The organism is Streptomyces sp. CB02923, assembly GCF_001905005.1.
GTDB lineage: Bacteria > Actinomycetota > Actinomycetes > Streptomycetales > Streptomycetaceae > Streptomyces.
In genome coordinates this window covers 562,449-586,377 of record NZ_LWKZ01000012.1, presented here as the reverse complement: position 1 = coordinate 586,377, position 23,929 = coordinate 562,449, and the positions used below count along the sequence as shown (strand labels likewise).

The window sequence follows — 23,929 nt, the reverse complement described above, 5'->3', positions numbered from 1 at the left end:
GATGACACTCGCCGTGGAACTCGTGGAAACACCCTCGGAACAGCCGGAGCCCCGCTCGGAGCAGCCGGAGTCCCGCTGGATGCCGGTCTGCGACCCGGCCGCCCTCGTCCCCGGCCGGGGCGTCGCCGCTCTCCTCCCGGACGGCGGGCAGGTGGCGCTGTTCGTGGACCGCGCGGGACGCCCGTACGCCATCGGCAACCGCGACCCGTTCACCGGCGCGTACGTCCTGTCCCGCGGCCTGACCGGCACGGCGGACGGCCGCCCGTTCGTCGCCTCCCCCCTCCTCAAACAGCGCTTCGACCTGGAGACGGGCGCCTGCCTCGACAATCCGGCGGTGTCCGTACCCGTCTACCGGGTGCGGGAGGTCGAGGGGCAGGGTTAGGGCGTCCCGTCCCGTCCCTCCCGCCGGGGCGGGCACCCCGGTCCCGCCCGGCCTGGGCGTACCCCGCCGACCCGGGCGTACGCTGGAGTCCCCCGAGGCCCCGGCGAAGGAGCGCAGCAGGCGTGACCCGTTGGAACACGAGCCATATCCCCGACCAGACGGGCCGCTCGGCGGTCGTCACCGGTGCCAACAGCGGCATCGGCTACATCACCGCCCGCGAACTCGCCCGCCGCGGCGCCCGCACCGTGCTGGCCTGCCGCAACGAGGCGCGCGGGCACGCGGCGCTCGCCCGGCTGCGCTCCGAAGTGCCCGCCGCCCGAGCCGAGTTCCGGCGGCTCGACCTGGCCGACCTGAAGTCCGTACGCGCCTTCGCGGCGGGCCTCGACGACTTCGACGGCGAACGTCTCGACCTCCTCGTCAACAACGCCGGCGTCATGGCGCTCCCGCACCGCCGCACCGCCGACGGCTTCGAGATGCAGTTCGGGACCAACCACCTCGGCCACTTCGCGCTGACCGGCCTGCTCCTGCCGAAGCTGCTCGGTACCCCCGGAGCGCGCGTCGTCACCGTCTCCAGCGGCTTGCACGCGCTCGGCAACGTCCGCCTGGACGACCTCAACAGCGAGCACGGCTACCACCGCTGGATCGCCTACGGCCGCTCCAAGAGCGCCAACCTGCTCTTCGTCCACGAGCTGGCGCGCCGCCTGGCGGAGGCCGGTTCGCAGGTGGTGGCCGCCGCCGCGCACCCCGGCTACGCGGACACCAACCTCCAGTCGGCCGGCGTGCGGATGGAGGGGCGTACGGGCGCCGAGCGCGCCGTGGCGCTGGCCAACCGCGTCATCGGCCAGCCCGCCGAGTCCGGCGCCCTGCCGACCCTGTGCGCCGCCACCGCTCCCCACATGAAGCCGGACGCTTTCATCGGCCCCCGCAACGGCCTGCGCGGCGCGACCGCGCCGTCCTTCCGCGCCCCGTGGACGAGGAACGACGAGACGTCGGCGCGGCTGTGGGAGGCCTCGGAGGAACTCACGGGCGTACGGTACGACTTCTCCTGAGCGCGCCACCGGACGGAATGCCTGTCCACCGGGTCCTGACCGGTCCGGACGAAGCGTTGAGACATCCTTTGGATCGAGGGTTTTACGGCTAATCGACCAGGGCAGTGACAGCGTGCCAGAAGATCGACACGCTGCTTCAGCCTTGGAGTTGAAAATGACGCTCTCTCTTGACGAGATCGTACGGAAGTGGGCCGAGAGGACGATCGCGTACTACAACAAGGGCAAGGGGAGCTTCAGCTGGTCATATGCGACCAACTGGGACCACTCCAAGAGCGGAGAATTAAGCAAGCACGCCGCCGACGAGCTCAAGAAGATCGACGAGATAGCGGTCGACTATCACTACCCGAAGCAGGACATAGACAACGCCTGGGCGATTCTGGACCACCGAGAACTCGTCAACGATACATCCAAGGATCAAACGCAGACCGCTACGTTCAAGTCCAAGACCACGGACACCTATTCGTGGAAGCTGGGCGGTCAATTGAAGATCGGCGTGGAGGTGTCGGGCAAGGTCGACCTGCCCCTCATCGCCGAGGGTGCGGTGAAGTGGAGCGGTGAGATCAGCTTCAGCGCAGAGCACACCTCGACCACGTCACAGGAGCGCGAATGGGGGTTCTCCTCCCCGGTGACGGTTCCCGCGCGGCGGAAGGTGGTCGCCACCCAGTCCGTCAACGAGCAGTCGATCAAAATTCCCTTCAGCGCATCCGTCAAGCTGAAAGGCGCCGCTGTCGTCCAGTTCGACCAAGAGGTCCCGCTGGACAAGAACGACCCTCACCACCGGATGTGGTTCGTGGACATCGGTGACATTTTCAACGACCTCAAGTGGTACAACGACAACGGGGGATACGGCGCCCCTGTGGACCTTACAGGATATGTGGTAACCGCCTCCGACACCATCATCGCCCGGGTCGAAGGCGTCATGAAAGGAAAATACGGAACCAGCACAAAGGTCGTATACACCGAAGGCCGCATCGAGGGGCGGTCGCATATCGATGCGGCTGACGAGAGCAGCGACGATTCCGACGGCGGACGGGGACCGTCCTGGACGCAATACGGGTCGCGGACATTCGGGGTCTAGGGCATTTCTGACGGCCCTTGGACGGTGTCGCGGAGTCGGCTGACGGTCGCGGAGTCGGCTGACGGTCGCGGCGGCATGACAAGCGTGACCACATCTTCAACGGCACCCCGACGGCACCCGCACCGTCAGGCAGGCGGCCAGCCGCGTAGGGCCATGTCGGCCATCTGCTGGAGTTCGTCGCGGGTGGCGCCGCTGGCGGCTTGGACGGCGATGCCGTTGGCGACGGTCATGACGTAGCGGGCGAGCGGTCCGGGGTCGGTCCCGGGCGGCAGATCGCCTTCGTCGACGGCTCGCCGGAACCGGTCGCGGAGGCGGTCGATGCCCTCGTTGCGCCAGGCGACCAGGGCGTCGCGGGCGTTACGGCCCGGGTCACCGGCGGCGAGGGACGCCTGCACGCCGAGGCAGCCTGCGGGGCAGCCGGGGCGGGTCGTGGTCTGGACGGAGCCGTTGAGGAACGCGGTGGCGACCTGCCGGGCGGTCGGCTCCTCCAGGGCGCGGGCTCCGTACGAGGCAGGGCCTTCCGCGTAGCGCTCCAGGGCCTTGCGGAACAGGTCCTCCTTGTTGCCGAAGGCCGCGTACATGCTGGTGCGGGTGATGCCCATGGCGTTGGTCAGGTCGGTGAGGCTGGCGCCTTCGTAGCCCTGTTCCCAGAAGACCCGCATGGCGCGCTCAAGGGCCTCGTCGGCGTCGAAGCCCCTCGGCCGGCCGACCGGTGCCTTCTGCCGCGCCTGTCGCGTCTGTCGCGTCTCCATGCCCGCAAGCCTACCTTTCCGTACCGATCAGTGCAGATGTGTTACGGTCCCGTTCAGTACCGATCGATACAGATCTCTACGGAGGGCAGTCGCATGGGACAGCTTGAGGGCAGGACCGCCGTCGTCACCGGTGGCCACACCGGGATCGGCCTGGCCGGCGCCGTACGGCTGGCGGCCGAGGGCGCGCACGTGTTCATCATGGGGCGGCGCAAGGCGGAGCTGGACGCGGCCGTGGAGGCCATCGGCCCGGCGCGGGTCACCGCCGTGCCGGGTGACATCACGGACCTGGCCGACCTGGACCGGCTGTACGACGCGGTCCGCGCCCGGGGCCGCGGCCTGGATATCGTCTTCGCGAACGCGGCGACCGCCTCGCTCGCGACGCTGGAGCACGTAACCGAGGAGCAGGTCGACCAGACCTTCGGCGTCAACGTGCGGGGCACGCTGTTCACCGTGCAGAAGGCGCTGCCGCTGCTCAACGACGGCGCCTCGGTGATCCTGAACGCCTCCACCGCCGCCGACAACGGCACCGAGGCGTTCGGCGTGTACGCGGCGTCCAAGGCCGCCGTCCGGTCCTTCGCCCGGACCTGGGCCAACGAACTCAAGGGCCGCGGCATCCGGGTCAACGCCATCTCGCCGGGCCCGATCGACACCACCGGGATCACGGAACTGTTCGGCGAGGAGAACGCGCCCGGCGTGCGGGCCAACCTCGCCGCCGGCGTCGCGATGGGCCGGATGGGCCGCCCCGAGGAGGTCGCCGCGGCGGTGGTCTTCCTCGCCTCCGGACAGAGCAGCTTCGTCCTCGGCGCCAACCTCTACGTCGACGGGGGCGAGAACCAGATCTGACGCGCGGGGGCACGCGCGGGCAGACGCGCGGGCGGCACGCACCGGCCGCGACGGCGGCAGCGGCCGAGTGCCGGGGCGGGTACAGGTACAGGTACAACTGCGGGGTGGGCCCGCAGCTCACTTCAGGTCGGACGCCTCGAAGATCTTCCGGGCACCGTCCCGGTCGATGTGCTCGCTCAGCACCCGCAGCACCTCACTGCCCGAACGCAGCAGGCCCCGCTCCCGGGACAGCCGGGCGCCGGTGTCGAGCAGGTGCCACAGGGCCGGGTTGGCGGTGAGGACCCCGGGGTCCAGTTCGACGCGCTCGCCCACCGCGTCGCGCAGCACCAGCCGGGGCGCCATCCCGTCGCTGCGGCGCACGAGGACCAGCAGATCCGTACGGACCCGGCGCTCGCCCAGCAGTCCGCGCACGGCGAGCCACCCCGCCCCGGCGGTCACCCGTGCCGGGAACAGCGCCGCGAAGAGCACCACCGCGGTGGCCGTCCAGCAGGCGGCGCGCAGCGGGTCGAGGGTGTGGCAGGCGACATCGACGGTGAGCATGAGGCCGAGGACGCCGGCCGAGCACCAGGCCGCCGTGCGCAGTTCGGACGCCCACCGGCGGTCGCGGTACGCCGCCGGGCCGTGCACCGGGGGTGGAAGGGCGTACCTCTTCCGCGTATGCCGTCCATCGCGCGCCCCACCGCCTTCCTGTCCGCCGCCGCGTGCGCCGTGCGCGCCGCACCGGCGGTCCGCGTCGTCTCCGCCGCCCTCCCCGCGGGCCGTGGATCCGGCCCCGGGCATCCATCGCCGTCCCATAGGCGTGACGCTAGGGCCGCGGCGCCGGAATCGCCGGGATGTTGACGCAGCACTGACGACGCGTCACAAGAACTTGACGTACCACTGACAACGCCGCGCGCGCCGGACGGCCCGCGGCAGGCCATCCGCCACCGCATACCGATGCCCCTGCCCCCCGGTGCTCCGGCCATCCGATGCCCCTGCCACCCGGTGCCCCGGCCACCCGTCCGCATCGCCACGCCCCCGCCGGGCATCAAAAAGGCGTGAAGAAGGCCGGATCATCCGCCAAAGCCACGCCAAGAGCCGGCGTGCCCGTACGAACCGGCACCCACGCTGGGCTGGCCCTGTCACCGGGGCTCTTTTCCCGCAGCGCACGGAGGTACGGCGAACGATGTCGATGGTGTGGAAGCCCACGGGCCGGACCGCGAGCCGAATCCCGGGCCGGTCCGCAGGTCAGGCGCCCGGCCCGGCCAGTCCCCCGCCCGCCTCAGCCCCTCCCGCCTCCACCTCTCCCGCCCCCGACCCGGACGCCCGGCACCGCCTGACCTCCGTGCAGGGCCTCGCCGCCCTCTCCCTCGACGCGATGGCCTCCGTGGCGTACGGACCGGAGTCCGTCGTCCTGGTGCTGGCCGCCGCCGGTGCGTACGGCCTCGGCTTCACCCTCCCGGTCACCCTCTGCATCGCGGCGCTGCTCGCCGTCCTGGTCGCCTCGTACCGCCAGGTGATCGCGGCCTTCCCGAACGGCGGCGGCTCGTACGCCGTCGCCAAGGCGCACCTCGGACGCCGTGCGTCCCTGGTCGCCGCGGCCTCCCTCCTCCTCGACTACGTCCTGAACGTCGCCGTGTCGGTGACGGCCGGCGTCGCCGCGCTCACCTCCGCCTTCCCCCACCTGTACGGCGAACGGATGTGGCTGTGCCTGGCGGTGCTCGTGCTGGTGACCGGTGTGAACCTGCGCGGCATCGTCGACGCGGCGAAGGCGTTCATCCTGCCGACCGCCGTCTTCATAGGGTCGGTCCTCTGCATGGTCGCGGCCGGGCTGTTCCGGGACGCGCCCGCCTCCACGCTGTCCGCCGACGGCCACGCCTCCGTCCTGTCGGACAACGCGACCTCGGTGGGCGCGCTCCTCCTCCTGAAGGCGTTCGCGTCCGGGTGTTCCGCGCTGACCGGCGTCGAGGCGGTGGCCAACGCCGTGCCGTCCTTCCGCGCGCCCGCCGCCAAGCGCGCGCAGCGCACCGAGGTCGCCCTGGGCGCCCTGCTCGGCGTGATGCTGATCGGCCTGTCGGTGCTCATCGGGCGCTTCCACCTCCAGCCGGTCGAGGGCGTCACCGTCCTCGCGCAGCTCGCGGACGCGTCGCTCGGCCACAACTGGGCCTTCTACGTCGTGCAGTTCGCCACCATGGTGCTGCTCGCCCTCGCCGCCAACACCTCCTTCGGCGGGCTGCCGGTCCTGATGGGCCTGCTGGCGCGGGACAACTACCTGCCGCACGTCTTCGGCCTGAAGGACGACCGGCAGGTGCATCGGTACGGCGTGCTGGCGCTGGCCGCCGTCGCCGCGCTGCTCCTCGTCTTCTCCGGCGGCGACATGAACACCCTCGTCCCCCTCTTCGCCATCGGTGTCTTCGTCGGATTCACCATCTGCCAGGTGGGCATGGTCCGCCACTGGCGGCAGGAACGATCCGCCCCCGGCCGCCGCGGCAAGGCCCTCCTCAACGGCTTCGGGGCGCTGCTGACCGGCGTCTCGGCCGTCGTCGTCACGGCGACGAAGTTCAGCGAGGGCGCCTGGCTGATCGTCGTCGCGCTGCCCGTCCTCGTCCTCGCCTTCGAGGCCGTGCACCGGGCGTACGGCAGGATCGCGGACCACCTGCGCCTGGGCCGCATCCCCGAACCGCCGCACCGCGACCGTTCCCTCGTCGTCGTCCCCGTCTCCCACCTCTCCAAGCTCACCTGCGAGGCGCTGAACGCCGCGGTCTCGCTCGGCGATGAGGTGGTGGCCGTCACCGTCACGTACGCCGCGCCCGAGGACCGGCGCGCGGCGGAGTCCCTGCGCCGCGACTGGGAACTGTGGAACCCCGGCGTGGACCTCCTCGAACTGCCCTCCGCCACCCGCACCGTCGGCCGCCCGGTCGCCGCGTACGTACGCGATCTCGCCGACCGGCACCCCCGTACCCGGATCACCGTCCTGATCCCCGAGGTCGAACCGGCCCACGTGTGGCAGCGCCTCCTCCAGAACCAGCGCGGCGCAGTCGTCGCCCACGCGGTGCGCCGCACGACGGACGCGACGATCTGCCGACTGCGATTCCGGCTGTCGTCGTAGACGGCATGGACGGCTCCGACGGCTCCGACGGCCCGGACGGCCCGGACGGGAAATGGCAGGGACCCATTTACCTCACCCGGAAAAATTCTTGACCGGGCATTTAAGCGCCTTCCCTGTCGACACCGCGCGAATTGACCTGCTCAGCAACAGTGATGAAAGGTGGGTGCGCCCCCGGCGCGGGGGCGGAAGTAATGGAAAGGTGTAAAAGTTTATGCGTGTCGGCCTGCGCCCGGCCCTTACCGCCACTGTGGTTACCGCCGCGATCGTGTCCGCCACGGCCGGCACCGCCATGGCTGCCGCCCCGGCTTCGCACGGCAAGCAGACGCTCGATGTCGCCAAGCGTGGTCAGGTGACGGAGTTCGCGGCCACCTCCACGTTCAAGCTCAAGTTGCCCAAGGGAGACCGCGCGATCCTTAGCGACCCCGGCGTCCGCTTCCTCAACGCCGACGGGAAGACGGTCGGCGGCATGACGCGGCTCGACGTCAAGGACAAGGCCGGACACGTACACAAGGCCACCTGGACCCTGAAGGGCGACCGGCTCACGCAGAAGATCTCCGGCGTGAAGGGCTCCACGGTCGAAGGCGTCGCGGTCCGCCCGACGACCCCGGGCCAGGTGACCACGCGCATGGACTGGACCTGCTTCACGAACGGCGCGACAGCCCTCGCGAGCGGAGTCGGCGTCGCCGCCACCGTCGCAGGGGCCCCGGAAACCGGCGGGACGGCACTGGCGGCCACCGGACCTCTCATCAGCGGAACGGCGGCGGCGGCCAACGGCGTACACGACCACTGCTTTTAAGGACTGCTGTTCATGCTTCTCGGACGGGTACTCGCCCTCATCGCGCTCGTCGGCGCACTCGCCGCAACGGCCATCGGCGTCTGGCGCGGCGATGCGTGGACAACCGGCCTAGGCATTCTCACCGTCATCGGCACGGGCAGTAGCGCGGTCATGATCTGGCGAGCCCGCCGATAGGAACTGTCGAGCGGAGCAGTTGCCGGGTGTGAAATCAGGTTCGCGGTGCTGCGGGCGCGGGTGGTCGGCATTTCCTTCACCAGAGGTCCGAACTTGGCGATGACGATTTCGCGCATATCGCCTGCTTAGCCTGATACCAACTCCCGGGAACTCGGATCGCAGTTCCCTGACTCACTGTTCCACGGCAACGGTCTTCTCCTCCCATTCATCGGAACGCGGCTGGGGTCGGCCCTCGCGCGGTCATTACCGTCCCGGCCGGTTCGCGGCCTTGCCCGGCACTCCGCCGAGTGCGACAACGGCCCCATGCCGACCGCACCGACGCCGCCCCCTGCCACCGCCGCCGCTCCCGCCACGACGCCGTACCGAGGCTTCCCCCTGCGGCAGCCCGCCCGGCCGCCGTTCCGCCTCCGCGCCGATCCGGAAGCCGCCGAGCGGTACGGGCCCGTCTTCGGCCACACCGATGTGACGCCCCTCGACAACGACCTGACGTGTCACCACCCCGGCACGCCCATCGGTGAGCGCATCACCCTGACCGGCCGCGTCGTCGACAGCGCCGGGCGCCCCGTCCCCCACCAGCTCGTCGAACTCTGGCAGGCCAACGCGGCGGGCCGTTACGCGCACCAGGGCGACCGGCACGACGCGCCCCTCGACCCCAACTTCACGGGTACGGGCCGCGCCCTCACCGACGCCGACGGTCGCTACACGTTCACCACGATCAAGCCGGGCCCGTACCCGCTCGGCACCCCCGACGACGCGTGGCGCGCCGCCCACCTGCACTTCTCCCTCTTCGGCCGCGCGTTCACGCAACGCCTGGTCACGCAGATGTACTTCGAGGGCGACCCGCTCCTGGCCCACGATTCGGTCCTGCACGCGGCCCCGGACGCGGCGGCCCGCCGAAGCCTGGTCGCCGCGTTCACTCCGGGGCCGCTGCTGCCGGGGCGTCCCGCGGCCCTCACGTACCGCTGGGACATCGTCCTGGGCGGTCCGTCGGCCGTGGTCACTCCCGCCTGACACCTGCGGCGTCCAGCTCGCACCACACGGTCTTGCCGATCTCCCGGTCCCGCACGCCCCACCGCGCGGCCACCTCCCGCACGAGCACCAGGCCCCGCCCACCGCAGTCGTCCACCGTCGCCTCCTTCACGTACGGCCGGACTTCCCCACGCGCATCACTGACCGACAGCCGCAACACGGCTTTCCCTACCGTGAGGTGCACCCGAACCAGCCGTCCGGGCACCCTGCCGTGCGTGATCGCGTTCGTGAGCAGCTCCGACACGAGCAGCTCGGCGTCGTCCACGAGGTGCCCGTACCCCCACTCCCACAGCAGCCGCGCCATCCGATAGCGCGCGAGCCGAACGCTCTTGGGGAAGGGCGAGTAGTCGAGCAAGTCCTCGTGGAGGACGACTTCTGTGGGGTCATGCGGAGAGATCATCGACGGCCACCTCCGGATTACGAGCAGCGCGCACCCCTGCGCCAACTGATGCCGCCGCGCGAGCAGTTCGTTCGTTACGGAAGGTAGGGGCAGCGAGGCGGCCGTACAAGTTCCTCCGGGAGGAAATCCTCCGAACGAGTTGCGAGCTCGCCTCAGGCGCCACCAGACTGACCCGGCACCCCTCAGGAGGAGCAATCACGTGGCAACCAGCCAGCCCACGCAGGGAAACAGCACCTCAACCGTCTTGGGCCGCAGACTCGGCGGCGACCTGATGCGCCTACGCACCGCAGCAGGTCTCCGTCAGCCCCACGCCGCCAAGGCCCTCACCGCCTCCACCACCAAAATCGCCAAGATGGAGGGCGGCTGGGTCCCGATACGCGACCCGGACATCCGCGCGTTGTGCGATCTCTACGGGGTGCACGACCCCGCCGTCGTGGGCGGCCTGCTGGAGCTGGCGAGGGTGGACCGCGAACGGCGGAAGGCCAAGGGGTGGTGGAGCGAGTTTCCGGGCATCGGCGCCATGCAGGAGTACGTGGCGCTGGAGTGCGCCGCGACGACCATCAGGACGTGGCAACTGGCCTTCGTGCCTGGCTTGCTGCAGGCGCCGGAGTACGTGCGCGCATTGAACCCGAACGAGAGCTTCGTGAACGCCCGGATGGCACGCCAACGACGCCTCGTGGGCGATTCCCCTCTCACCCTCCGCGCAGTGGTGTTCGAAGCGGCACTCAGGACGATCGTCGGCGGAGTCGAAGTGATGCGCAGACAGCTGAAGCACCTGACCGACATGGTTGAGCAGCCCAACATCGACGTGCGAGTTCTTCCGTTCAGCGCTGGCGCTCAGCCCGGCATGGGATGCGCGTTCAACATCCTCTCGTTCGCCGAGCCAGGGGCCATGGACGTGGTCTACATGGAGATCCCCCGTAACGAGCTGTGGCATGAAGGGGGCGAAGAGGCTGGCGTGTACGGCGCCATGTTCGAGACCATCGAACAGCACGCTCTCACCGCCGAAGAGTCCTTGGCTTTCATCGCGAGCCTCAGCAAAGAACTGTGAGCTATGCCCTCCTACACCTTCCGCAAGTCCAGCTACAGCAACGAAGAACGCGAGTGCGTCGAAGTAGCCACCGCCCACCCCCACACCATCGCCATACGCGACTCCAAGCTCACAGACGGCCCGACCGTCCACGTAAGCCCCACCGCCTGGGCATCCTTCCTCATCACACTCCACACGGAGCCGTGACCCGTGACCACCCCAGAGTTCCGCAAGTCCACCTACAGCGATCACGAACACGAGTGCGTCGAAGTAGCCACGAATGGCCGTTATCGCATCGCCATACGCGACTCGAAGCTCAGAGACGGCCCGACCCTCCGCGTAAGCCCATCCGCCTGGGCAACCTTCCTCACCACACTCCACACGGAGCCGTGACCCGTGACCACCCGAACGTTTCAGAAGTCCACCTATAGCGACCCTGACCACGAGTGCGTCGAAGTAGCCACCGCCCACCCCCACACCATCACCATCCGCGACTCGAAGCTCACAGACGGCCCGACCCTCCGCGTAAGCCCCACCGCCTGGGCATCCTTCCTCACCACACTCCACACGGAGCCGTGACCCGTGATCACCTCGGAGTACCGCAAGTCCACCTACAGCAACGCCCACGAAGAGTGCGTCGAAGTAGCCATCGGCCTCCGCGATGCAGTCGTCATCCGCGACTCCAAAACCCCCACCGGCCCCACCCTCCACCTCTCCCCCGCCGCCTGGGCGGACTTCCGGCGGGCCGTCGTGGGGGGTGGGTTCGGGCCGGCGCCTCGGAGCGATAATCGGTAAGCCAACGTCTCCCCCCTTGTTAGGATTTGCCGACCTTGGGGGGCTCGTGAAGTTAGTCGGTCGCGAGAGGTATGACCTCTTGCTGCCCTCCGTCGTTCGCAGCGGCGTTCCGTGCCGCACGATGCCAGGAGGGCACATGAAACGTTCAGTCGCGCCGGAATCCAGACGGTTCCGGCCGTTGCGGCGCATACTCGGCGGGGCCGTGGCGCTCGGGCTCACCATGAGCACCGCGGCGCTCGTGTCCCCCGCCGCCGCCGCGCCCGCGGCACCGGCCCCGGGAGTGAAGATCGCGCCGGGGTCGGAGATCGTGAGTGCCGGTACCACCGGCTTTCTCTCCGTGGACCCGAAGAACACCCTGCGGTGGACGCGTTACGCCGACGGGGTGACCACCGAGGTGGGCCAGGACAGCGCCCAGCACACCCAGAGCATCACGCACGGCTCCGCGTCCGACGTGGTGGCCATCGGTGACAACACGACCATCACCGCGTCGCACAAGATCACCCTGCGCGACATGGCCACCGGGTCGTCCACCCTCTTCGACCTCGACAAGGGCGGCTACTCGTACGTGGGCGCGGTCGGGCCCTGGGTGATCGTCGTCAAGTACCTGAAGGGTCACGACGAGGCCCACGTACTCGGCGTCGTGAACGGCGAACTGACCGACCGCAAGGTCGAGGGGATGCCCGACAACGTCCGGAATTTCGCGGCGGTCGCGGGGACGCCGGGCTCGGCGCTGGTGCGGTTCGCCGGGATGCCGGAGTCCTCCCCGTACCAGAGCAACGAGTACGCGGTGATCGACCTGGCCGCCGCGAAGGTCACCGACACCCGCGGGCTGCGGACCGACGACTGGGCCGGAGCGGCCCTGTCCCCGACCCACATGGCATCGCTCGGCTCCTTCCAGACCGGCGACGACTCCGTGAGCGTCAGCACGGCCCAGCGCGGACCGGAGCGCAAGCCGTGGAGCATGGACCTGCGCGGCGTCTACAGCCAGATGGTGGGCCTGGTCGGCAACTGGGTGCTGTACGGGAACGAAGAGACCGCGTACAGCGGCTCCGACGAGTGGCGCTCGGCCTTCCGCGCCGTCACCATCGGCGGCTCCATCGAACGCAAGGTGCTGGACCACGCGTCCTCCGTGGCGCCCACGCCCGAGGGTGACCTGCTGGCGATGGGCGGTTCCGTCGACCAGGGCGAGGGCCTCTACCGGGTGTCCGCCGGGGCCGACGGCGCGCCCGTCACCAAGCTCGTCGCGAGCACCGGCGAACCGACGAAGATCACTCTCGTCGGCTCCGACCTCCCTGCCGCCGCCCAGCTGGACCGCGGCAACTGGCGTGCGCGCTGGCAGCTCTCGCGTGTCAACGCCCGCGTCGTCATCACGCTCCGCCACACCGCCACCGGCAACGAGCGCACGTTCGAGCTGTTCCCCGAGGACAAGAAGCCCGGCCCGGGGTGGGTGGAGATCGACTGGGACGGTCTGATCAGCACCGGCACCAGCACCGTGTCCGCGCCCAACGGTGACTACACCTGGAAGATCACGGCCAAGCCCGACAACGGCGTCGGCCCCGACCTCAACGCGAACGGCACCTTCTCCGTCCGCCGTGCTGCCGCCGCGCACGACTACACCGACAACGGCTCGCCGGACCTGCTCGTCCGCGGCGAGGGCGGCGTGATGCTGAACAAGGACACGTACCACGACCCGCAGAAGAAGCCGGAGCTCCAGGTCGATTACGGGACGTATGTCGGTCCGGGCTGGAACATCTACGACCGGATCGTCGCCGTCGGCGACGTGGCCGGTGCCCCCGCCGGTGACGTGGTCGCCACCGACCGCGACGGCGTGATGTGGCTGTACCTCGGCAAGGGCGACGGGACCTTCGCCGACCGTCTGCGGCTCGGCGCGGGCTGGAACGGGTTCGACGAGATCACCGGCGGCAGCGACCTGAACGGCGACGGCCACGGCGACCTGCTCGCGCGGGAGACCGCCACGGGAGTGCTGTGGCTGTACCCGGGCACCGGCAACTGGCGGACACCCTTCGGGCCGCGCCAGAAGATCGCCGCGGGCTGGAACATCTACGACCGGATCACCGCCGTCGGCGACGTCGCGGGTGCCCCCGCCGGTGACGTGGTCGCCCGCGACCGCGACGGCGTGCTGTGGCTCTACCTCGGCATCGGGAACGGCAAGCTCGACAACCGGGTGAAGATCAGCGCCGGCTGGGGCGAATACCGCCAGCTGGTCGGCATCGGCGACGCGAACCGCGACGGCCGCGCCGACCTGATCGCCACGACGCCGGGCGGCACCTCGTACATCTACCACGGCACGGGTGACTGGCGAGCCCCGTTCGCGACGCGGCAGCAGGCCGGCGTCGACATCCCGTCGTACGACACGCTCGTCTGACGGACCCGACGGGAACATCCATATAACGCATACCGCACGACGCATACCGGGCCGGGGCCGGGACCACTCTCATCACGGGTGGCCCGGCCCCGGTCCGGGTTCGTCCCGCGGGCGCCCCGGGGGTCAGACCCGGTCGGCGGCGATCAGCAGGTACTGGAAACTGCCGTTCCTGTACGCGGTCAGGAACGTGTCCTCGATGCCGGTGGCCAGCGAGGACCTGGCGCGCAACTCCCAGTACGGGATGGTCGCCGCGGTGAGGTCCACGACGGCGCTCGGCACGAGCCGGTTGTTCGCCATCTCCCTGAAGTAGGCGGAGCGGGGGTGGATGCCGCAGATGTAGTGGGCGTTGATCGTCGAGACCTCGCGGGACGGCAGCCCGTAGGTGTCGTTGTAGCAGCCGGTGATGGTGACGTACCGGCCGCCGCGGGCGAGGAGGCGGGCGTACTCGGCGAACAGTGTCGACAGATCGACGTACATCGTGGACTCGTTGTTCCAGATGGCGCGGTACGAGCCGGTCCCGAAGCCGGTGTCGAGCATGTTCTTGAGGTGGAAGCGCACCCTGTCGTCCACACCGTGCTTCTTGGCCTGCTCGGTGGCGAAGGCCACCTGGGCCTCGGAGATGGAGATCCCGTCGACGTGGCAGCCGAACCGCTTGTTGGCGACCAGGCTGCCGCCGCCCCGGCCGCAGCCGGAGTCCAGGAGCCGGTCGTCGGGGGCGATGGCGTCGAGGCGGTCGGCGAGGAAGTCGGCCTGCGCGCACTCCAGGCGGTGCAGTTCGGCGATGGTGCGCTCGTCGCGGGTGTCGGCGGGGCCCTCCAGGACGGACCAGTCGACGTCGCCGATGCCGTAGTGGTGATGGTAGAAGCCGTCGACTTCGCCCAGGCGGAGGTTGACGGCGTTCCGCTCCTGGTTCCAGTAATCGGCCACCGACTTCTGGTACGGGCTGATGGCCGGGGCCGATGCCGCGCTACCGCGGTGCGCTGTGGTGGTCATGCGGTTGCCTTCTCTCACCAGTAGTTCGGCAGGGAGTAGCGGTGGGTGTTGGTGTGGTGCCATTCGTGGTTGCCGGCGACCCAGGCGGCGAGACCGGTGGTGTAGCGGGCCAGGACCGGGTTCTGGACGGCCAGGGCCGCGGACTCGTCCTCGAAGGCGTGCATGATCTCGTTGTGGATGCCGACGGCCTTCAGGTACGCCTCCTTGAAGCCGCAGCCGTCCTCGGCGGCGAGCACCACCGGGAGGTTCAGGTGGTGCTCGTCGACGGCCATCTCCTTGGTGAAGGAGTACAGGTCGTTGACGAGCGTGGTGGCGTTGCAGGCCAGCGCGGTGACGCGCTGGACTTCGGGACGGGAGTACAGCGGCTCGGGCAGTTCGTAGCCGTCCACCGAATCCACGATGGACAGGCAGGGCCGGAAGTTGTTGAACTGCCGCATCACCAGGTACTTCCACACCGGCGGGGTGGTGTGGGTCTGCGCCCAGGCGCCCTCGGCGAGATAGCCCAGGTGCAGGCGCGCCATGTCGTGGATGAACCGGGTGACCTGGCTGGGTGTGGCGATCCTGCGGAAGGCCCGCATCGCGTCGGCGTAGGAGCGCAGCGGAGCGTCCTCGCCCAGGCCGTCGCACCACTGCTGCTGATAGCCGTCCGCGGTGTGCAGGGGGTCCAGGGCGCTCTGCGCGATGATGAGCCGGCCGCCGAGGCCGATGGGGGACCCGCCGTAGTCCTCGCAGTAGCAGTCGTCCACGACGTTCTCCGCCACCAGCAGTTTGCCCGCGGTGACGAGGCGCTCCAGGGTGGCCGCCGCCGGGTGTTGCAGGACGACCGCACGGCCGACCTGGAATCCGGCGAAGTCCCCCGCCCATTCGGGGGGAAACAGGTCGAGGTCATGGGCCCAGGCTTCGAGCCGCCGGTCCACCTCGGCGACCTTGGCCGGGTCGGCCGGTACGGCGGGCGGGCAGTACAGGCCGGGGACCGGATCACCGGGGCGGGGCCCGTCGGTGGGAGCGGACCGGTCCTCGCCGGCGGGCGGCGGGTCGTGGTCCGCGGGCGGCCGGTCGTGGTCCGCGGGCGGCCCGTCGTGGTCCGCGGGCGGTGGGAGGAGGGCTCTGGCCGCCGAGGTGCCCAGGCCGGACGGGCCGCCGGGAAGCCACGCCGCCGCCCGCTCCGCCGGGGGTACGGCTTGCGCGGCCGCCGCCTCGTGGCCGGCGGGAGCGGCGAACACGCGGGACAGCAACGACACCGGCTCAGCCCTCCTTCGCTCGCCGGTCCGGGTGCTCAGTCACGCGGCCGTACCTCGACGTTTTCGAGAACGCCGATCGCGTCCGGGACGAGAACGGCGGCGGAGTAGTAGGTGCTGACGAGGTAGGAGATGATCGCCTTCTCGTCGATCCCCATGAACCGGACGTTGAGTCCGGGCTCGACCTCGTCCGGCAGGCCGGTCTGGTGGAGGGCGACGACGCCCTGGTTGTCCTCGCCGGTTCGCATGGCGATGATCGACGAGGTCTGGTGTTCAGTGATCGGGATCTTGCCGCACGGCAGGATCGGCACGCCGCGCCACGCGGGAATGTGGTGGCCGTCGACATCGGCGCTGCTCAGGGAGAGGCCGCGCTTGTTGCACTCCTTGCCGAAGGCGGCGATGGCCCGCGGGTGGGCGAAGAGGTACTGGGTCCCGCGGCGCATGCTCAGCAGGTCGTCGAGGTCGTCCGGGGTGGGCGGGCCGGAGTGGGCCGGGATGCGCTGGTCGAAGTCGGTGTTGTGGAGCAGCCCGAACTCGGGGTTGTTGACCAGTTCCTTCTCCTGGCGCTCGCGCAGCGCCTCGATGGTGAGCCGCAACTGCTGCTGCGTCTGGTTCATCGGCTGGTTGTAGAGGTCGGCGATCCGGCTGTGCACCTTCAGCACCGTCTGCGCGACGCTCAACTCGTATTCACGAGGAGCTAGTTCGTAGTCCACGAACGTCGTCGGCAACGTCGGTTCACCCTGATGGCTGGACAGGAACTCGATCGACGCCTCACCGGACTTGTTCGTCGGCTTCTGCCCGTCGGTGCTGCGCCGCTCGACGTGCGACCGCAACGCCTCGTGCCGCCCGGCGATCGTCTTGTACGCGCTGTACGGCAGGACCAGGACCGTCACCGCGGTCGCCGCGCGGGCCGTGAAATCCCATGTGCCGTCCGCGCCCGCCAGCGCGTTGCCGCCGAAGCTGTCGCCGTCCGACAGCCGGCCCACGACGGCCTCGCCCTCGTACTTCGCGGGCCTGACCTTGTCCACCCTGCCGTGCACGACCAGGAAGACCTGATCCGCCTTCCGGCCCTGCTGCACGATGATCTGACCGGGGTCGAACTCCTTCTGGGCGAACTTGTCGGCCAGCGCGCCCAAGGCCGAGTGGTCGTCGAATCCCCGCAGCAGCGGCAGCTCGGCCAGCTCCTCCGGGATGACACGGACCTTGGCACCGCTCTTCTCGAACGTCACCTTCCCGTCCCCGACGGTGAACGACAGGCGCCGGTTCACCCGGTAGGAGCCACCGGGGACGTTCACCCACGGCAGCTTCCGCAGCAGCCAGCGCGAGCTGATGCCCTGCATCTGGGGTTCGGACTTGGTGGTGGTCGCGAGGTTGCGCGCCGCCGCCGTACCGAGGCTGAGCTGCTCCTGTGCTTCTTCCTGCGCCTTCGCGGCCGCTGATGGGCCCGTCCCGACAGTCATCGACTACCTCTCCCGATCCATGAGACAACCCGCCTGACCCCGGCGGGGCATACCTCACCCCCGGTCAGACGTGATCACATTCCGTGAGAATTGGTAACGTATCGTGGCGTACGGGTGTGGCAGGCGCGCCCGCCCTGTCGGCACGTACAGCCGCGGACGCACCGCCCCGGCGCGCCGCTCGATCCGGAAGAATCCGCTCAGGCGGCGGGAATCCGGCGGTGGACGTCCTTGAGCAGGTTGGTCATGGCCACTCGGAAGATCTCGGCCTGATGGGTGCCGATGAACGCGGTGTGGCCGAACACCTCCAGGACGACGAGGCCGTGCAGGTGCCCCCACGCGCTCAAGAAGAGGGACGCGGCGGGTGGCGGCAGAGACCCCAAAGCGTCCGAAGGCAGACTTCCCAGGTGCTCGCGGAGCGACGGCGAGAGGTCCTCGGTGTCGATCGCGGCGAGTTGCGGCGCGGTGAACCCGGCGAACAGCTCGCGCCGGAAGATCGCGCTCATCCGCTGGACGGCCTGCGTGGTGGGGCCGTCGACGGGTGCTTCGTAGTGCCGTAGCGGTGCCCCGTACAGCAGTTGGAACCGCTCGGGACGGCTGATGGCCCAGGCGCGGTACCCCTCGGCCGCGGCGACCAGGCGCGGCAGGGCGGTGGTGTCCGGCGCGGCGTCCACGGCGGCTCCCACGGCGTCGGCGAGGTCGTCGTACGCCTTGGTGATGAGCGCGGTGACGAGGCTGTCCCGGCTCGGGAAGTAGTGGTAGAGCGCCTGCACGGTCATGCCCAGGCTCCGGGCGACCGCCCGCAGGGACAGGGCCGCGGGCCCGTGCCCGTCGATGTGCTCCTCGGCGGCCGTCACGATCTCGCGGACGGCGACGGCCCGCCGCCGCTCACGCAGGGACGGTACGGCGGTGGGGGACTGACCCGTCGGCATGCGGTGATCGTACGGCGGTCCCTTGACGACGACAAGACCGGTGAACACTCGTCAAGGAAATCTAACACTGCCAAATTTCCTATGCGCTGGCTAGCGTCGGTACCGGCGACGGGGGGCGTGGCACCCGTGGCACCGCCCCCCCCCCGCTGCCCCATCCACCCCTGCTCGCTCTTCGACGCCTGCCCTTCGACGCCTGCCCTTCAGTACGGGATTTCAGGGAGACACCCATGACAACAACAGCCAGCACCCGGTCGCCCCGCCGGTTGTGGTGGGCCGGCTGGGCGACGCTCGCCTTGTCGGCGGCCGCAATCGCCGCGTACAGCGTCCCCGCCTACCTGACCGGTGACCCGGCGCAGAGCAGGCTTCCCCTCAATCCGGATGTGGCCCTGCACTACCTGTCGATCGCGGTGCACGCCCTGCCCGCGGGTCTCGTCCTTCTGCTCGGGCCGTTGCAGTTCGTCCCGGCGCTGCGCAACAGGTACCGCGCCCTGCACCGGGTGATCGGCCGGGTGTACATGGTCAGCGTTGTGTTCGCGTCCGTGGCGGCCGTACTGGCGACCACGTTCTCGGTCAACGGATTCTCCGCACAGGTCGCCTTCTACCTGCTGACGGCCGCCTGGCTGTACTCCCTGACCCAGGCGTACCGGACGATCCGGCGGGGCCAGGTCCGGCTGCACCGCGTCTGGATGATCCGCAACTACGCGCTCTCCTTCGCGGCCGTGCTGCTGCGGGTCTTCCTCCTCCTGGGACTGGCGGCCCGCTCGCGGTACGAGTGGCTGACCGTGGAGAGCGTCTACACCACATCGGCGTGGGCCTCGATCCTCATCAGTGCCGGCGTCGCCGAATGGTTCATCGTCCAGCGCTCCCTGGCCGCCCGCCGGTAGCCGTCGGCCATGGGTCGTGGCTCGTGGGTCGCGGGCCGTGGGTCGTGGGTCGTGGGTCGCGGGTCGGCCGAACCGCCCCCGGTGCCATAGGAGTTCCCTATAGGGCCTGCTCACTTTTCGTCTTTGCCTCGCCTCCTTTTCCGTACGTACCGTGAAACAGCTCGACGAGGTGCCCACCGCGAATTCTCCGAAGAATCGCGCTCTGCGCACGTCGCTCTCATTTCCGTCGGGCGGACGAACATTCAGCGGAGAGGACCGGTGGCATGACCACCATCGAAATCGGTTCGGAAACACAGGAACTCGCGGGAAAGCGAGCCCTGGTCACGGGTGGCACCCGCGGAATCGGAGCGGCCGTCGTGCGCCGGCTCCTGGACGCGGGCGCCGAGGTGCTCACGACCGCCAGGTCGGCGACGGGCACGGTGCCGGAGGGGGCCGCCTTCGTGGCGGCCGACGTACGGACACGGGCGGGGGCGGAAGCGCTCGCCGCGACCGCGCAGGAGGTACTCGGCGAGGTGGACGTCCTGGTCCACAACGCGGGCGGGGCGCAACCGCACCAGGGCGCCCTGTCCATTCCCGACGAGGAGTGGCAGGACGCGCTGGACCTGAACTTCCTCGCGTCGGTACGGCTGGACTCGCTGCTGGCACCGGGGATGCGGGAACGGCGTTCGGGAGCGATCGTGCACGTCTCCTCGGCCGCGGTCCCCAGCGCGGCACCGCCGTTCCTGCACTACGTGACGGCGAAGGCGGCGCTGGAGTCCTACAGCCGGGGACTGGCCTCGGAGCTGGCGCCGTCCGGAATCCGGGTCAACACCGTCTCCCCGGGACGGACCGCCACCCCCGGCGGCGAAGCGACGCGGGAGCAGTGGGCGCGCCTGAACGCGGCGCCGGGCCGGACCAACGCCGACGACACCGCACCGCTGGGGCGCGACGGCCAGCCCGACGACATCGCCCACGCGGTGCTGTTCCTCGTGTCCGGCCGGGCGAGCTGGCTGACCGGGAGCAATATCGTCGTGGACGGCGGTGAATTCTCCAGGAGCTGACGCCGACGGAATCCCGGAACGCCGTTTCCGGCCGGAGGAATTCAGCTGCGCCCGCTTCGTTCGCGGCCGTCAGGCCACCGAGCCGTCAGGCCACCGGGCCGTCAGGCCACCGATGAGAAGCGGCCGGATTCTTCCCAGGACTCCTGCCGCAGGAATGCGAGCAGGGCCGTCTCCGCCGGGCCCGCGCCGGACCGGACCACGGCGATGACGGGCTGGGTCACGGCCGGGGACACCGGGCGGGCGAGGTGCTCGTGACCGTGCGGCACCGCGGAGGCCGGGACGAGCGTCACCCCCAGCCCGTGGGCGGCCCAGCGTGCGGCCGTCGCGGTCTGGGACACGCGGGCGGCCGTGGCCGGGGCCAACTCGTTGTTCCGCAGCACGTTCAGCAGCACGCTGTCGAGCGCGCTGTCGCGGTCGAACCTCACCCACGGCTCCCCTTCCAGGTCGCGCAGCTCGACCCGGTCCGCGGCGAGCTGCGGGTGCCCGGCGCCCAGCACCACGACGAACTCCTCGTCGCCGAGGTGGTGGGCGTCGTCGGGGCTCTGCTCGCACGCCGCCATCAGGGCGAGGTCCAACGCGCCCCGGCGCCCGAGCTGTTCCAGCTCGGCGGAGCTCGGCTCCTCGAAGACGGTGACCTCCAGCCGCGGGAAGCGGCGGCGCAGCGCGCCCAGCGCGCCCGGCAGTTGCCGCGTACCGAAGCCCATCTGCACCGCGACCACCAGCTCGCCCACCAGCTCGTCGGCACCGGCCCGCGCCGTCGCCCTCGCCCGCCGCGACGCGTTCACCGCGATCTCCGCCTCCCGCAGGAACGCGCGGCCGACCACAGTCGGCACCAGTCCGGTCGGCGTGCGGGTGAACAGTTGCACGCCGAGTTCCCGCTCCAGGCCGCGGATCTGCTGAGACACCGACGGCTGAGCCACGTGCAGCAGCTCGGCCGCCGCCGTCACGGAGCCCTCCTCGGCAACGGCCAGGGCGTATTCGTACTGACGAAGGCTCATCGGCTCGCGTCCCCTCTGTGCGGTGGGCCGTGGCCGGCCGCGTCGTCATCATCGTCGTCGAAATGGGTGAGCGCTGTCATACTCCGGCTCTCCCCGCCGCTTCGACGGCCCTCCGGACCGCCGTGACCAGCGGCTGGTCCGGGCAACGCTGCCCCTCCGCCCCGTAATTCCGTAATCCCATGAGGTCCCGCGTTGTTAAGATTTGTCCGATCATCGGGGGGCTCGTACAGATCGCCGGCTCGGGGGCGCGTGCCTTCCGGTCACCCTCCGCCGTATACCGCGGCACTCGTACGCCGTGCATCGCCTGGAGGGCAGATGAAACGTTCCACCACGCCGAGACCGGGGCGGCCCCGGTCGTTCCGGCGGCTGGTGACCGGGGCCGTCGCGCTCGGACTGGCGGTGAGCACCGGGCCCTTGGTGTCCCCCGCTGCCGCCGCCCCCGCGGAGCCCGCCACCCGGGCCTCCGCTCAGGACGCGGCGCTGAAGATCGCACCCGGGTCCGAGATCGTCAGTGCGGGCAGCACCGGGTTCCTGACCGTGGACCCGCAGAACGACGTGCTGTGGACCCGGTACTCGGACGGTACGACGACCAAGCTGGCCCGGGACTACGGTCAGTTCACGCACACGACGGCACACGGCTCCGTGTCCGACATCGTGGCGCTCGGGAACAACCCGTTCATCGGCGCCTCCGACAGGATCACCCTGCGGAACATGGCCACCGGCGCCACCACGCTCGTCGATCTGAAGAAGTACGGGTACCGGTACCTCGGCACCGTCGAGGGCCAGGTGTTCGGCGCCAAGAAGACCGACGTCGGCGAAGAGGTCCACATCCTGGGGCTCCAGGGCGGGGAGCTGACCGACCGGACCGTCGCGGACCGGGCGAACGCGTCGTACAAGTACCAGGTGGTGGCGGGAGCTCCGGGAAAGGCCCTGCTGCGGTGCGACCTGCACTTCTCGCCGGGCATCGCGTACTCGGCGATCGACCTGGCCACCACCAAGGGCTTTTCCGGCCGCAACATGCTGGGCTACAGCAACAAGCTCGCCACCGCCCTGTCGTCGACGCACATGGCCTCTGTCGGCGAGGTGATGTACGACGAGCTGCACCTGGAGACCAACGAACTGGGCAACCTCTCGGAACCGCGGAAGACGCCCCTGCCCGGCATCCACGTCCCGACCATGGGCCTGGTCGGCGACTGGGCGCTGTACGGGAACCGGCGCAAGCTCACGCACGGGTCCGACCCGGAGGACATGGCCTTCCGGGCGGTTCCGATCAACGGCGGCACCGCCCGCAAGGTCATGGACCACGCCACGTCCACCACGCCCGCCCCGGACGGCTCCCTGCTGGTGATGGGCGGCACCGTCGCCCACGGCGAGGGGCTCTACCGGATCTCGGCGAAGGCCGGGGACGAAGCGCCGTCCGTGGAGCTGGTAGCGGGTACCGGCGAGCCCACAAAGATCGGCCTGCTCGGTTCCGACATACCGGCGGCGCAGCCGGACCAGCGCCGCTGGCACCCGCGCTGGCAGCTGTCCCGGCGCAACGCCACCGTGATCATCACCCTGCGCCACCGCGCCTCCGGCAAGCAGAGCCAGTACTACGTGAACCCGGACCTGCCGGACCGGCAGGGGCCCGGCTGGGTCGACCTGGAGTGGGACGGCCTGATCAACAGCGGCACCCGGCACGAGGCCGCGCCGAACGGCGACTACACCTGGGAGCTGACCGCCAAGCCCCGCAACGGCATCGGCCCCGACCTCCACGAGCAGGGCACCTTCACGGTCGACCGCAGGCCCGCGCCGCACGACTACACCGGCAACGGTTCGCCGGACGTGCTCGTCCGTGACCAGGCGGGCCGGCTGTCGCTCGAAGACACCTACCACGATCCGCTGAACCCGCAGCTGCGCAGCACGGACCGGAAGACGGTCGGCGGCGGCTGGAACATCTACGACCGGATCACCGCCGTCGGCGACGTGGCCGGTGCCCCCGCCGGTGACGTGGTGGCGCGGGACGCGGCGGGCGTGCTGTGGCTCTACCTCGGCAAGGGCGACGGCACGTTCGCCGGGCGGTCGAAGATCGGCGGCGGCTGGGACGCGTACGACGAGATCACCGGCGGCAGCGACCTGAACGGTGACGGCCGCGGCGACCTGCTGGCCCGGGACCGGTCCGGCGTGCTGTGGTTCTACGCGGGCACGGGCGACTGGCGGGCACCGTTCGCGACGCGCAAGCGGATCGGCGGCGGCTGGAACGCCTACGACAGCGTCACGGCCGTCGGCGACGTGGCGGGGGCCTCCGCCGGTGACGTGGTCGCCCGCGACCGCGACGGCGTGCTGTGGCTGTACCTGGGCACGGGAGACGGCAAGCTCGGCTCCCGGGTGAAGATCGGTCCCGGCTGGGGCCAGTACCGCCAGCTGGTCGGCGTCGGGGACTCCGACACCGACGGCCGCGCCGACCTCCTCGTCTCCACGCCGGGCGGCAGTTCGTACGTCTACCACGGCACGGGCAACTGGCGGGCGCCGTTCGCCTCGCGCCAGCTGACCGGTATCAACACGCCGTCGCACGAGACCATCGCCTGACGGACGGCGACGGGCGC

The 23,929-nt window shown here is 70.3% G+C and carries 24 protein-coding genes; 16 read left to right on the top strand and 8 right to left on the bottom strand.

Annotated features, from left to right (window positions below):
* Position 1 precedes the first annotated feature (1 nt).
* The 3 genes from nirD (at position 2) to A6A06_RS14115 (ending at position 2,509) form a co-directional block, all read left to right on the top strand.
* The gene (nirD, locus tag A6A06_RS14125) at positions 2–382 is read left to right on the top strand and encodes a nitrite reductase small subunit NirD (protein WP_199930916.1); all 381 of its coding nucleotides are present in this window, start codon (positions 2–4) and stop codon (positions 380–382) included.
* 122 nt (positions 383–504) lie between these two features.
* Complete coding sequence (locus A6A06_RS14120; protein WP_073761548.1) at positions 505–1,431, top strand: oxidoreductase; 927 nt, start codon at positions 505–507, stop codon at positions 1,429–1,431.
* Positions 1,432–1,585: 154 nt separating this feature from the next.
* On the top strand, positions 1,586–2,509 hold the full coding sequence (locus tag A6A06_RS14115) for an ETX/MTX2 family pore-forming toxin (protein WP_073761547.1): 924 nt from the start codon (positions 1,586–1,588) through the stop codon (positions 2,507–2,509).
* Between the two features lie 125 nt (positions 2,510–2,634).
* On the opposite strand, the gene A6A06_RS14110 is transcribed toward A6A06_RS14115, so the two are convergent.
* Positions 2,635–3,261, bottom strand: a complete 627-nt coding sequence (locus A6A06_RS14110) for a TetR/AcrR family transcriptional regulator (RefSeq protein ID WP_073761546.1) — start codon at positions 3,259–3,261, stop codon at positions 2,635–2,637.
* 93 nt (positions 3,262–3,354) lie between these two features.
* Here A6A06_RS14110 and A6A06_RS14105 point away from each other — a divergent pair, with 93 nt between their 5' ends.
* Positions 3,355–4,104, top strand: coding sequence for an SDR family NAD(P)-dependent oxidoreductase (locus A6A06_RS14105; RefSeq protein WP_073761545.1), 750 nt, complete (start codon positions 3,355–3,357; stop codon positions 4,102–4,104).
* 117 nt (positions 4,105–4,221) lie between these two features.
* Here A6A06_RS14105 and A6A06_RS14100 read toward each other — a convergent pair whose 3' ends face one another.
* The gene (locus A6A06_RS14100; RefSeq protein ID WP_073761544.1) at positions 4,222–4,731 is read right to left on the bottom strand and encodes a hypothetical protein; all 510 of its coding nucleotides are present in this window, start codon (positions 4,729–4,731) and stop codon (positions 4,222–4,224) included.
* Between the two features lie 538 nt (positions 4,732–5,269).
* Between A6A06_RS14100 and A6A06_RS14095 the strand changes: the two genes are divergently transcribed.
* The 3 genes from A6A06_RS14095 to A6A06_RS14085 all read left to right on the top strand — a co-directional run bounded on the left by A6A06_RS14095 (position 5,270) and on the right by A6A06_RS14085 (position 9,173).
* Positions 5,270–7,192, top strand: coding sequence for an APC family permease (locus A6A06_RS14095; protein ID WP_199930862.1), 1,923 nt, complete (start codon positions 5,270–5,272; stop codon positions 7,190–7,192).
* 265 nt (positions 7,193–7,457) lie between these two features.
* Entirely contained in the window at positions 7,458–7,988 is a 531-nt protein-coding gene (locus A6A06_RS14090; protein ID WP_199930861.1) for a hypothetical protein, read from the top strand.
* Positions 7,989–8,465: 477 nt separating this feature from the next.
* Positions 8,466–9,173: a dioxygenase family protein gene (locus A6A06_RS14085; RefSeq protein WP_073761542.1), complete on the top strand. Its 708-nt coding sequence runs from the start codon at positions 8,466–8,468 to the stop codon at positions 9,171–9,173.
* On the opposite strand, the gene A6A06_RS14080 is transcribed toward A6A06_RS14085, so the two are convergent.
* Positions 9,160–9,591: an ATP-binding protein gene (locus tag A6A06_RS14080; protein ID WP_073762142.1), complete on the bottom strand. Its 432-nt coding sequence runs from the start codon at positions 9,589–9,591 to the stop codon at positions 9,160–9,162. The two genes, A6A06_RS14085 and A6A06_RS14080, sit on opposite strands and share 14 nt — an antisense overlap.
* Before the next feature lie 199 nt (positions 9,592–9,790).
* Here A6A06_RS14080 and A6A06_RS14075 point away from each other — a divergent pair, with 199 nt between their 5' ends.
* The 6 genes from A6A06_RS14075 to A6A06_RS14050 all read left to right on the top strand — a co-directional run bounded on the left by A6A06_RS14075 (position 9,791) and on the right by A6A06_RS14050 (position 13,802).
* Complete coding sequence (locus A6A06_RS14075; RefSeq protein WP_073761541.1) at positions 9,791–10,642, top strand: helix-turn-helix domain-containing protein; 852 nt, start codon at positions 9,791–9,793, stop codon at positions 10,640–10,642.
* Positions 10,643–10,645: 3 nt separating this feature from the next.
* Positions 10,646–10,828 carry a DUF397 domain-containing protein gene (locus A6A06_RS14070; protein ID WP_073761540.1) on the top strand — a complete coding sequence of 61 codons (183 nt, stop codon included), beginning with the start codon at positions 10,646–10,648 and terminating at the stop codon, positions 10,826–10,828.
* Positions 10,829–10,831: 3 nt separating this feature from the next.
* The gene (locus tag A6A06_RS14065; protein WP_073761539.1) at positions 10,832–11,014 is read left to right on the top strand and encodes a DUF397 domain-containing protein; all 183 of its coding nucleotides are present in this window, start codon (positions 10,832–10,834) and stop codon (positions 11,012–11,014) included.
* A gap of 3 nt (positions 11,015–11,017) precedes the next feature.
* Positions 11,018–11,200 (top strand): DUF397 domain-containing protein, encoded by a 183-nt coding sequence (locus A6A06_RS14060; protein WP_073761538.1) that lies wholly within the window; start codon positions 11,018–11,020, stop codon positions 11,198–11,200.
* Positions 11,201–11,203: 3 nt separating this feature from the next.
* Entirely contained in the window at positions 11,204–11,416 is a 213-nt protein-coding gene (locus A6A06_RS14055; protein ID WP_073761537.1) for a DUF397 domain-containing protein, read from the top strand.
* A gap of 136 nt (positions 11,417–11,552) precedes the next feature.
* Complete coding sequence (locus tag A6A06_RS14050) at positions 11,553–13,802, top strand: FG-GAP repeat domain-containing protein (protein WP_199930860.1); 2,250 nt, start codon at positions 11,553–11,555, stop codon at positions 13,800–13,802.
* A 123-nt stretch (positions 13,803–13,925) separates the two neighbouring features.
* Here A6A06_RS14050 and A6A06_RS14045 read toward each other — a convergent pair whose 3' ends face one another.
* From A6A06_RS14045 to A6A06_RS14030, 4 genes are all read right to left on the bottom strand, one after another.
* A complete protein-coding gene (locus tag A6A06_RS14045; RefSeq protein WP_073761535.1) occupies positions 13,926–14,795 on the bottom strand; it encodes a geranyl diphosphate 2-C-methyltransferase in 870 nt (289 codons plus the stop codon).
* Positions 14,796–14,809: 14 nt separating this feature from the next.
* Positions 14,810–16,036 (bottom strand): family 2 encapsulin nanocompartment cargo protein terpene cyclase, encoded by a 1,227-nt coding sequence (locus A6A06_RS14040; protein WP_242440720.1) that lies wholly within the window; start codon positions 16,034–16,036, stop codon positions 14,810–14,812.
* 35 nt (positions 16,037–16,071) lie between these two features.
* Positions 16,072–17,493 (bottom strand): family 2B encapsulin nanocompartment shell protein, encoded by a 1,422-nt coding sequence (locus A6A06_RS14035; RefSeq protein ID WP_073761534.1) that lies wholly within the window; start codon positions 17,491–17,493, stop codon positions 16,072–16,074.
* 197 nt (positions 17,494–17,690) lie between these two features.
* Positions 17,691–18,422 carry a TetR/AcrR family transcriptional regulator gene (locus A6A06_RS14030; protein ID WP_073762140.1) on the bottom strand — a complete coding sequence of 244 codons (732 nt, stop codon included), beginning with the start codon at positions 18,420–18,422 and terminating at the stop codon, positions 17,691–17,693.
* A 227-nt stretch (positions 18,423–18,649) separates the two neighbouring features.
* On the opposite strand from A6A06_RS14030, the gene A6A06_RS14025 reads away from it, so the two are divergent.
* Positions 18,650–19,306 carry a DUF2306 domain-containing protein gene (locus tag A6A06_RS14025; protein ID WP_073761533.1) on the top strand — a complete coding sequence of 219 codons (657 nt, stop codon included), beginning with the start codon at positions 18,650–18,652 and terminating at the stop codon, positions 19,304–19,306.
* Positions 19,307–19,569: 263 nt separating this feature from the next.
* Positions 19,570–20,346, top strand: a complete 777-nt coding sequence (locus tag A6A06_RS14020) for an oxidoreductase (protein ID WP_073761532.1) — start codon at positions 19,570–19,572, stop codon at positions 20,344–20,346.
* A gap of 101 nt (positions 20,347–20,447) precedes the next feature.
* On the opposite strand, the gene A6A06_RS14015 is transcribed toward A6A06_RS14020, so the two are convergent.
* On the bottom strand, positions 20,448–21,344 hold the full coding sequence (locus A6A06_RS14015) for a LysR family transcriptional regulator (RefSeq protein ID WP_073761531.1): 897 nt from the start codon (positions 21,342–21,344) through the stop codon (positions 20,448–20,450).
* 315 nt (positions 21,345–21,659) lie between these two features.
* Between A6A06_RS14015 and A6A06_RS14010 the strand changes: the two genes are divergently transcribed.
* The gene (locus tag A6A06_RS14010) at positions 21,660–23,912 is read left to right on the top strand and encodes an FG-GAP repeat domain-containing protein (protein WP_073761530.1); all 2,253 of its coding nucleotides are present in this window, start codon (positions 21,660–21,662) and stop codon (positions 23,910–23,912) included.
* The last annotated feature ends 17 nt before the right edge of the window (positions 23,913–23,929 follow it).

Bases quoted from the DNA above. Each gene is read 5' to 3' on its own strand.
- nirD (WP_199930916.1), top strand. From the start codon at position 2: ATGACACTCGCCGTGGAACTCGTGGAAACACCCTCGGAACAGCCGGAG.
- A6A06_RS14115 (WP_073761547.1), top strand. From the start codon at position 1,586: ATGACGCTCTCTCTTGACGAGATCGTACGGAAGTGGGCCGAGAGGACG.
- A6A06_RS14110 (WP_073761546.1), bottom strand. From the start codon at position 3,261: ATGGAGACGCGACAGACGCGACAGGCGCGGCAGAAGGCACCGGTCGGC.
- A6A06_RS14105 (WP_073761545.1), top strand. From the start codon at position 3,355: ATGGGACAGCTTGAGGGCAGGACCGCCGTCGTCACCGGTGGCCACACC.
- A6A06_RS14095 (WP_199930862.1), top strand. From the start codon at position 5,270: ATGTCGATGGTGTGGAAGCCCACGGGCCGGACCGCGAGCCGAATCCCG.
- A6A06_RS14085 (WP_073761542.1), top strand. From the start codon at position 8,466: ATGCCGACCGCACCGACGCCGCCCCCTGCCACCGCCGCCGCTCCCGCC.
- A6A06_RS14080 (WP_073762142.1), bottom strand. From the start codon at position 9,591: ATGATCTCTCCGCATGACCCCACAGAAGTCGTCCTCCACGAGGACTTG.
- A6A06_RS14070 (WP_073761540.1), top strand. From the start codon at position 10,646: ATGCCCTCCTACACCTTCCGCAAGTCCAGCTACAGCAACGAAGAACGC.
- A6A06_RS14050 (WP_199930860.1), top strand. From the start codon at position 11,553: ATGAAACGTTCAGTCGCGCCGGAATCCAGACGGTTCCGGCCGTTGCGG.
- A6A06_RS14045 (WP_073761535.1), bottom strand. From the start codon at position 14,795: ATGACCACCACAGCGCACCGCGGTAGCGCGGCATCGGCCCCGGCCATC.
- A6A06_RS14035 (WP_073761534.1), bottom strand. From the start codon at position 17,493: ATGACTGTCGGGACGGGCCCATCAGCGGCCGCGAAGGCGCAGGAAGAA.
- A6A06_RS14030 (WP_073762140.1), bottom strand. From the start codon at position 18,422: ATGCCGACGGGTCAGTCCCCCACCGCCGTACCGTCCCTGCGTGAGCGG.
- A6A06_RS14025 (WP_073761533.1), top strand. From the start codon at position 18,650: ATGACAACAACAGCCAGCACCCGGTCGCCCCGCCGGTTGTGGTGGGCC.
- A6A06_RS14020 (WP_073761532.1), top strand. From the start codon at position 19,570: ATGACCACCATCGAAATCGGTTCGGAAACACAGGAACTCGCGGGAAAG.
- A6A06_RS14015 (WP_073761531.1), bottom strand. From the start codon at position 21,344: ATGAGCCTTCGTCAGTACGAATACGCCCTGGCCGTTGCCGAGGAGGGC.
- A6A06_RS14010 (WP_073761530.1), top strand. From the start codon at position 21,660: ATGAAACGTTCCACCACGCCGAGACCGGGGCGGCCCCGGTCGTTCCGG.